Annotated in this window: 8 protein-coding genes and 2 tRNA genes; 5 read left to right on the top strand and 5 right to left on the bottom strand. The window is 66.3% G+C overall.

Annotated features, from left to right (window positions below):
* The 3 genes from R2601_RS18425 to R2601_RS18415 all read right to left on the bottom strand — a co-directional run.
* Positions 1–1,303: ABC transporter substrate-binding protein (locus R2601_RS18425; RefSeq protein WP_040544901.1), on the bottom strand; the 1,303-nt coding region annotated here is incomplete at its 3' end.
* A 105-nt stretch (positions 1,304–1,408) separates the two neighbouring features.
* Positions 1,409–2,356: a sugar-binding transcriptional regulator gene (locus tag R2601_RS18420; protein WP_007801077.1), complete on the bottom strand. Its 948-nt coding sequence runs from the start codon at positions 2,354–2,356 to the stop codon at positions 1,409–1,411.
* Positions 2,349–3,047 (bottom strand): HAD family hydrolase, encoded by a 699-nt coding sequence (locus R2601_RS18415; protein WP_007801075.1) that lies wholly within the window; start codon positions 3,045–3,047, stop codon positions 2,349–2,351. The genes R2601_RS18420 and R2601_RS18415 overlap by 8 nt, the downstream gene beginning before the upstream one ends.
* Positions 3,048–3,223: 176 nt before the next feature.
* On the opposite strand from R2601_RS18415, the gene R2601_RS26095 reads away from it, so the two are divergent.
* Together R2601_RS26095 and R2601_RS18405 are read left to right on the top strand one after the other, a co-directional pair.
* Complete coding sequence (locus tag R2601_RS26095) at positions 3,224–3,649, top strand: HU family DNA-binding protein (RefSeq protein WP_007801074.1); 426 nt, start codon at positions 3,224–3,226, stop codon at positions 3,647–3,649.
* A gap of 112 nt (positions 3,650–3,761) precedes the next feature.
* Positions 3,762–3,836: transfer RNA gene (locus R2601_RS18405), tRNA-Val, on the top strand.
* Positions 3,837–4,016: 180 nt separating this feature from the next.
* On the opposite strand, the gene R2601_RS18400 is transcribed toward R2601_RS18405, so the two are convergent.
* Positions 4,017–4,214 carry a hypothetical protein gene (locus tag R2601_RS18400; RefSeq protein ID WP_007801072.1) on the bottom strand — a complete coding sequence of 66 codons (198 nt, stop codon included), beginning with the start codon at positions 4,212–4,214 and terminating at the stop codon, positions 4,017–4,019.
* 73 nt (positions 4,215–4,287) lie between these two features.
* On the opposite strand from R2601_RS18400, the gene soxR reads away from it, so the two are divergent.
* Positions 4,288–4,785 carry a redox-sensitive transcriptional activator SoxR gene (gene soxR / locus R2601_RS18395; RefSeq protein WP_050768422.1) on the top strand — a complete coding sequence of 166 codons (498 nt, stop codon included), beginning with the start codon at positions 4,288–4,290 and terminating at the stop codon, positions 4,783–4,785.
* Between the two features lie 34 nt (positions 4,786–4,819).
* Positions 4,820–4,895 (top strand) — tRNA-Val (locus R2601_RS18390).
* Between the two features lie 236 nt (positions 4,896–5,131).
* On the opposite strand, the gene R2601_RS18385 is transcribed toward R2601_RS18390, so the two are convergent.
* Positions 5,132–6,343 carry a polyhydroxyalkanoate depolymerase gene (locus R2601_RS18385; protein ID WP_040544898.1) on the bottom strand — a complete coding sequence of 404 codons (1,212 nt, stop codon included), beginning with the start codon at positions 6,341–6,343 and terminating at the stop codon, positions 5,132–5,134.
* Between the two features lie 103 nt (positions 6,344–6,446).
* Here R2601_RS18385 and R2601_RS18380 point away from each other — a divergent pair, with 103 nt between their 5' ends.
* Entirely contained in the window at positions 6,447–7,100 is a 654-nt protein-coding gene (locus R2601_RS18380) for a glutathione S-transferase family protein (RefSeq protein WP_007801066.1), read from the top strand.
* Positions 7,101–7,104: the final 4 nt, after the last annotated feature.

Raw genomic sequence — 7,104 nt, 5'->3', positions numbered from 1 at the left:
AGTAGCCGGCAGCTTCCATCTCGTCGGTGGTGATCGCCTGCGCGTTCTCGAGCGCCTGCTCGACCGATTGCTGGCCTGCGAGGGCCGCCGAGAATTCCTGACCGACCTGGGTGCCGATGCCCGCGAACTCGGGGATCGCGACGAACTGCACGCCGGTATAGGGCACCGGATCGACGGTGGGCTGGTTCGGGTCAGCCTCGTTGATGCTGTTGAGGGTCATCTCCGCGAACGGCACCTTCTGGTACTCCTCGTTCTCGTAGAGCGAGGTGCGGGTGCCCGGGGGCACGTTGGCCCACCCCTCTTTCTCGGCCACGAGCTGGGTGTATTCCTTCGAGGTCGCCCAGGCGACGAAGGTCTTGGCCGCATCCTCGGCATCGGTGCCGGCGGGGATGCCCAGCGACCAGGCCCAGAGCCAGTTGCCGCGCTTGCCAAGGCCGTTGTCGGGCGCAAGGGCGAAGCCCACCTGGTCCGCCACGGAGGAGTCGTTGGGGTTGGTCACGAAGGAGGCCGCCACGGTGGCGTCGATCCACATGCCGCACTTGCCCTGCTGGAACAGCGAGAGGTTCTCGTTGAAGCCGTTGGTCGAGGCGCCCGGGGGGCCGTAGTTGGTCATCAGGTCCATGTAGGTGTTGATGGTGTTCGCCCAGGCCTCGCTGTCGAATTGCGGGGTCCAGTTCTCGTCGAACCAGCGCGCGCCGAACGAGTTCGACATGGCGGTCAGGAAGGCCATGTTCTCGCCCCAGCCAGCCTTGCCGCGCAGGCAGATGCCGTAGATTTCGTTGTCCTTGTCGGTCATCGCCTCGGCGGCCGCGGCGATGTCGTCCCAGGTCGGCGCCTCGGGCATCTCCATGCCAGCGGCTTCCATCAGGTCCTTGCGGTACATCACCATCGAGCTTTCGCCGTAGAACGGCGCCGCATAGAGCTCGCCGTCGACGGTCAGGCCGCCGCGGATCGCGGGCAGGATGTCATCCGCGTCCCACTCGGCGGGCAGGTCGTTCAGCGATACCAGCCAGCCCTGTGCGCCCCAGATCGGAACCTCGTAGGTGCCGATGGTCATGACGTCGAACTGGCCGCCCTTGGCCGCCACATCCTGGGTCACGCGCTGGCGCAGCACGTTCTCCTCGAGGGTCACCCACTCGACTTCGATGTCGGGGTACTCGGCGTTGAACTCATCCATCAGCCCCTGCATCCGGATCATGTCGCCGTTGTTCACGGTCGCAACTGTGATCGTCTCCGCCGATGCGGCGGTTGCAAGCGCACCAATGGCGCACGCGCCCATCAGGGCACGGATCGAATTAGACATGGTGGTCCTCCCAAACCTTCACACTGAGCATATGCTCAAGAAGTGAGTAAAAGCTCACATGAGGGCGCGAGTCTTGTCAAGCCTGATTTGCGTGCAACGCATGGCTCAGCTGCCGAGCAAAGCGGCGGCGGTGTGTTCGTCCGTGATCAGGCCTTGGATGAGCCGGCCCTTGAGAGCAGCCCGCAACGCCTTGATCTTGCTGGGACCACCGGCGATGCAGATCACCGGATTGTCGTTCACGGGCACGCGCGAGCCGACCATGAAGTTGTTGACGGGATGGTCGATATAGTGGCCGTTCGAATCGAAGATATGGCCGCAGATCTCGCCCGCCGCGCCGGCCTCCTGCACCGCGTGAAGCTCGTCGGCGGTGATGAACCCGTCGACATAGAGCGGCGCGTCCTCGGCCATCTGGCCGATTCCCACGATGGTCAGGTCGGCCTGCGCCCCGAGCGCGCGCGAGCTTTTGACGTGGGGCAGGCTGCGGTAGATCTCGAAATGCTCGGCATCGCGGGCCATCACCGGCACTGACATCGGGTAGTGCGGCGCGCCGGTCTTGTCGGCAATGCGCATGATGACCTCGTAGAACGAGGCCGAACCGTCGGGAGAGACGTTTCCGATCAGCGAGACCACCCGGTGGTGGCTGGCGGGGAGCACCTGCATTTCCTCGATCACCGCGCGCAGCATCCGCCCGGTGCCAAGCGCGACGAGCTTGGGCTCGGGGTCTCGGAACACGCGCTCGAGCTCGGGCGCGGCGAAGGGGGCGATGGCGCGCGGCGCATCCTGCCCGGAGCCGATCCCCGGCGCGACGCGCACCCGATCGAGCCCATACTGGCGGCGCAGCGCGCGCTCCAGTTCGAGGCAGTCGGCGATCGGATGGTCGATACGCACCCGCACCAGACCCTCGGCCATGGCGCGGGCCACCATGCGCTGGGCGCGCTGGCGCGAGATGCCCAGCTCCTGCGCGATCTGGTCCTGCCGCAGGCCGCCGACGTAGTAGAGCCAGCCGGCGCGGGCCGCGATGTCGTCGGCGGATGCCTCGCTGTCGTCACTCATGCGCCGGTCCCTTCGTCTGTGCCGCTGTCAGAAGCTGCGGGGCAAGATGCGCGAGCTCGGAGAATTTGGCAAATGCTTGATGCGGCAGGGCATCCGGTGCCGAAGGCGGCACCATGCCCGCGAAATGGCTGCCGCCGGTGAATTGCCAGACCTGCATTCCCGCCGCGAGGCCGGCGCGGATCCCGGCCAGTGAATCCTCGATCAGTAGGCAGTTTTCCGGCGCGATTCCGGCCTTCTCTGCCGCCCTGAGCGGCAGGTCTGGGGCCGGCTTGCCATGCGTCACCTCGGCGGCGGTGGTGATGCGCCCGTCGAAAAATCGCGTCAGGCCCACGATCTCCATCGACTGCGCCACCCGCGCCGGGCTCGAGCTGGTGGCAATGCCATAGGGCACGCGGAGCGCCTCGAGCGTTTCGGTCAGCCCTGGCATCACGCGCAGCCCGTCGCGGAAGGCCGCGACCAGCCGGGCGCGGTAATCGGCCTCGAATCCCCGGGGCAGGGTGATCGCGAACTCGCGCCGGATCTGCTCGAGCACCACCGGGTAGCTGCGCCCGAGGAAGTGCTGCGCCACGTAGGGCAGGTCGATGCTGACGCCATACTCGGCCAGCTCAGCCACCAGCATCCGGGCACTGATGACCTCGCTGTCGACGACGACACCGTCGAAGTCGAAGATGACGAGTTGGATCTCTGGCATGTGGCTCCCCCTTGGCCTCGGTGTAGCCGAGCGCCGCTGGCGGCACCAGAGCGGGCGACGACGGCATCTTTCCTCTGCCCCATCCGCCGCGCCCTGTTCAGTGGGGTCTGAATTGGTTAATATTCTCATATGGAGAGTTTTCTGGGCGGGTCGCCCTCAACCGGAACTGGATCGCCATGACATACAGCAGCAAGGCGCAGCGCAGCGCATCCGTGGCCACCGCGACCGAGGCGTGCGACGCCGAGGAGGCGGACGTCGTGCCATCCCTCGAGACCGTACCGGATGATCCCGACGCAGCACCCGATGCGTCGGTCGGTGGCGCGGCGTCCGGGGAACTCGACAAGAAGGAGCTGGTCGACCGGGTGGTGGCGCGCTGCGGGGTCAAGAAGCGCGAGGCAAAGCCATCGGTCGAGGCGGCGCTGGCGATTCTCGGCGAGGCGCTGGCCGAGGGCCGAGAGCTGCGGCTGGAGCCCTTCGGCAAACTCAAGGTCAGCAACATCAAGACCCGGGGCGAGAAGCGCGTGATCAACGCGCGGCTGCGTCAGAACGCGCCACAGCGACCCGGCAGTGCCGGCGAGGGCCCCGAAGCCGCTGAAGACTAAGCCCCGGGGGCTGCCGCAACGGCAGCGCGCGGGGGGGGGCAGAGATTTCGCGGAAAATCCTGCGATTGCCCTCTTGCACCTCTCGGCGGCTTCTCTTATTAGACCCGCTACCGGGTGATTAGCTCAGTGGTAGAGCGCTTCGTTCACATCGAAGATGTCAGGAGTTCAAATCTCTTATCACCCACCATTCTTCTGAAGGGCGCGCTCTCCAACCGGATCGAGCGCGCCCTTTTTCGTTCTGGCCCAAGGTTTTCCTGCGCAACGCGCCCGGTCCGGGCGCTGTCCTCGAGTCCCGACAGGCAAAGCGCGTCGCGGCGGGCGGAGCGCTGAAGAGCGTGGCGCGGTTTGGCTGGCTGCGTCGCGTGGCTCACCACCGTTCAGGCGGCCGTGGCGGGTCCAGTGGCTCGGGGTGTGTTGTCAGCCCGATATCGCGGACCAGGGCCGGGCTGCGGCGCAGCTGTGCCAGCCGCTTGCGGGCATGGCGGGCGCGCAGCCATGCCCGCAAGGGGCCAAGCAGGCGCAGACGGATCGGGCGCAGGCCGATGATGCGGATTGGGGTCGACATGGGCGGGTCTCCTTGCAGATTCGGTCGATATCGGCCAACCTGCTTCCTCAAGCTCACTTGAGGTCAAGCGCTCATGTCTCTCCCTGCTTCCCGCCGCGGCGCGCCGGTGCGCCCCAACGACCTTTCGGTCGGAGAGATGGCTGCCCGCGCCGGCGTCGCGGTCTCGACGCTGCATTTCTACGAATCCGAGGGCCTGATCGAGAGCTGGCGCACGCCCGCCAATCACCGCCGCTACGACCGTCGCGAGCTGCGCCGGGTGGCGGTGATCCGGGTGGCGCAATCGCTGGGCATCCCTCTGGCGGAGATCCGCGCCATGCTGGCGCGGCTGCCGAAGGGCCGGGCGCCGAACAAGGCGGAGTGGCAGGCCGTGTCCGAGGACTGGAGTCGCGAGCTCGACGCCCGCATTGCCCGGCTTGAGGCGCTTCGCGACGATCTCGATGGCTGCATCGGCTGTGGCTGCCTGTCCATGGAGACCTGCCCGCTCTATAACCCCGATGACAGGAAGGGCCGGGAGGGGCCGGGACCGCGCACCTGGATCGCACGTGAGCGCCGGCTGCGCAAAGCGACTTGAACTGCGCCGCGCGCTTGGCTAAACCGCGCGCACCGGGTGATTAGCTCAGTTGGTAGAGCGCTTCGTTTACACCGAAGATGTCGGGAGTTCGAGTCTCTCATCACCCACCATTCCCTTCGATGCACCGCCCCCTGACGTGCGCCTTTTTGGATCGCATCAGGCGAGATGGATAGGGCGTGCCCCTTCGCAGACGCACGGGGCGCAAAGGGACGCTGAGCACGTAGCGCGACCTGTGAAGGCGCATTATTGCTTGGCGCAGGGCCATATCGGCCATCGGACCTATCAGCGGCCAGCGTATACGCGCGTGCCAGCCAATGAGCCCGAAGCGGCGCGGGACGCGACCGGCTCACTCCATTGCGAGGATCATGTTGCGCACCACCGGGTAGATCTCGTTCTCCCAGCGGCGGCCGTTGAACACGCCGTAATGGCCGACATTGGCCTGCAGGTGGTGGCGCTTGAGGTGCGGCCTCAGCGTCGAGCACAGATCATGCGCCGCGGTGGTCTGGCCGAGCCCGCAGATGTCGTCGCGTCCGCCCTCGACGGTCAGCAGCGCGGTGTTGCGGATCTTCGACGGGTCGACCTTGCGGCCGCGAAAGCTGAAATCGCCTGTGGCGAGCTCGGCGCGCTGGAACACCCGGTCGATGGTCTCGATGTAGAACTCCTCGGTGAGGTCCAGCACTGCGAAATACTCGTCATAGAACGCCTTGATCCGGCCTGCTTCCGTGTCCTCTCCGGCGGCGAGATGATCGTAGAGCTTGCGGTGCTGCGCCTGGTGCCGCTCCATGTTCATCGACATGAAGGCGGTGAGCTGCACGAAACCGGGATAGACCCGCCGCCCGGCGCCCGGATAGCGGAACGGCACCGTCGAGATCACGTTGCGCTCGAACCAGCCGAGCGGCTTGTCCTGCGCCAGCTCGTTCACCGTGGTCGGGCTCTCGCGCACGTCCACCGGGCCCGCCATCAGCGTCATCGAGCGCGGCGTCGCCGGGTTGCGGTCCTCGGACATCACCGCCACCGCCGCGAGGGCCTGCACGCAGGGCTGGCAGACCGCGAGCACGTGACCGCCGGGGCCGATCTGTTCCATGAAGCGGATCACGTAGTCGACGTAATCCTCGACGCCAAACTCACCGGCATCGCGCGGCACGTCGCGGGCGTTCTTCCAGTCGGTGATATAGACATCGTGGTCGCGCAGCAGGGTCTTCACCGTGCCCGCCAGCAGGGTGGCGAAATGGCCCGAGAGCGGCGCCGTCACCAGCACCTTGGGCTGGGCGGTGTCGATGTCCTTGCGGAAGCGCAGAAGATTGCCGAAGGGCAGGTCGAGCACCACCTCCTCGGTCACCGGCACGTCGCGGTTCTCGACCCGCACCGAGGAGATGCCAAAGCCCGGTCGCTCGTGGGTCAGCTGGAAGCGCGAGATCATCTCGGCCAGCGCGGCGTTCTTGCGGATCAGGTCGGCGAAGGGGCCGGGGCCTCTTGGGGCGAAGGCCATCGCGGTAAGCGCGGCGGTTCGAAAAGGGGCGATTAAATCATCAAACCCCTGGTAGGTGGCGTACAGCACGGTGTCGAAACCCTCCCTTGCTGTGAAAACGCTAGCCAGAACCCGGGGGCCATGCGACAAAAATCATGTCGCAGTGCAGCATCACGTCAGCAACGGGGGGAGCATGGCCAAGGCAACGCTCACGATTTCATCGAAGAACTACTCGTCCTGGTCGCTGCGGGGCTGGCTTCTGTGCAAGATGTCCGGGCTCGATTTCGACGAGGCGCCGGTCGATCCTTCCGATGCCGAGATGCGCCAGGAACTGCTGCTGCTGTCGCCCACGGTGCGTGTGCCGCGCCTGACCCACGGCAAGGTGCAGGTCTGGGACACGCTGGCCATCGCCGAGTATCTCAACGAGGCCTTCCCCGATGCCGGGCTCTACCCGAAGGACGTGGCGCGGCGCGCCCATTGCCGCGCGATCTCGGGCGAGATGCATTCGGGGTTCTACAACCTGCGCTCTGCGCTGCCGATGAATCTCAAAGCCCGTCAGGAGCGCTTCAAGATCTTCTCGGGTGCGCGCCCAGACGTGGAGCGGGTCAAGACAATCTGGCACGATTGCCTCGACACCTATGACGGGCCGTTCCTGTTCGGCCGGCCCACCGTGGCCGATGCCATGTACGCGCCGGTCTGCACCCGCTTCCGCACCTACGCGGTGACTCTCGACGACCGGCTCGAGGCCTATATCGACACGGTGCTCGACTGGGCCCCGATGCAGGACTGGATCTCCGGCGCGCTGGCCGAGCCGGAAGAGATCGAGGAGCTCGAGGTCGAGTTCTAGGCCT

The sequence above is a fragment of the Salipiger bermudensis HTCC2601 genome, from assembly GCF_000153725.1.
Lineage (GTDB): Bacteria > Pseudomonadota > Alphaproteobacteria > Rhodobacterales > Rhodobacteraceae > Salipiger > Salipiger bermudensis.
This window is presented reverse-complemented; position numbering and strand designations above follow the sequence as displayed.

Coding starts and splice junctions, on each gene's coding strand:
- R2601_RS18420 (WP_007801077.1), bottom strand. CDS start 2,356: ATGAGTGACGACAGCGAGGCATCCGCCGACGACATCGCGGCCCGCGCC.
- R2601_RS18415 (WP_007801075.1), bottom strand. CDS start 3,047: ATGCCAGAGATCCAACTCGTCATCTTCGACTTCGACGGTGTCGTCGTC.
- R2601_RS26095 (WP_007801074.1), top strand. CDS start 3,224: ATGACATACAGCAGCAAGGCGCAGCGCAGCGCATCCGTGGCCACCGCG.
- R2601_RS18400 (WP_007801072.1), bottom strand. CDS start 4,214: ATGTCGACCCCAATCCGCATCATCGGCCTGCGCCCGATCCGTCTGCGC.
- soxR (WP_050768422.1), top strand. CDS start 4,288: ATGTCTCTCCCTGCTTCCCGCCGCGGCGCGCCGGTGCGCCCCAACGAC.
- R2601_RS18380 (WP_007801066.1), top strand. CDS start 6,447: ATGGCCAAGGCAACGCTCACGATTTCATCGAAGAACTACTCGTCCTGG.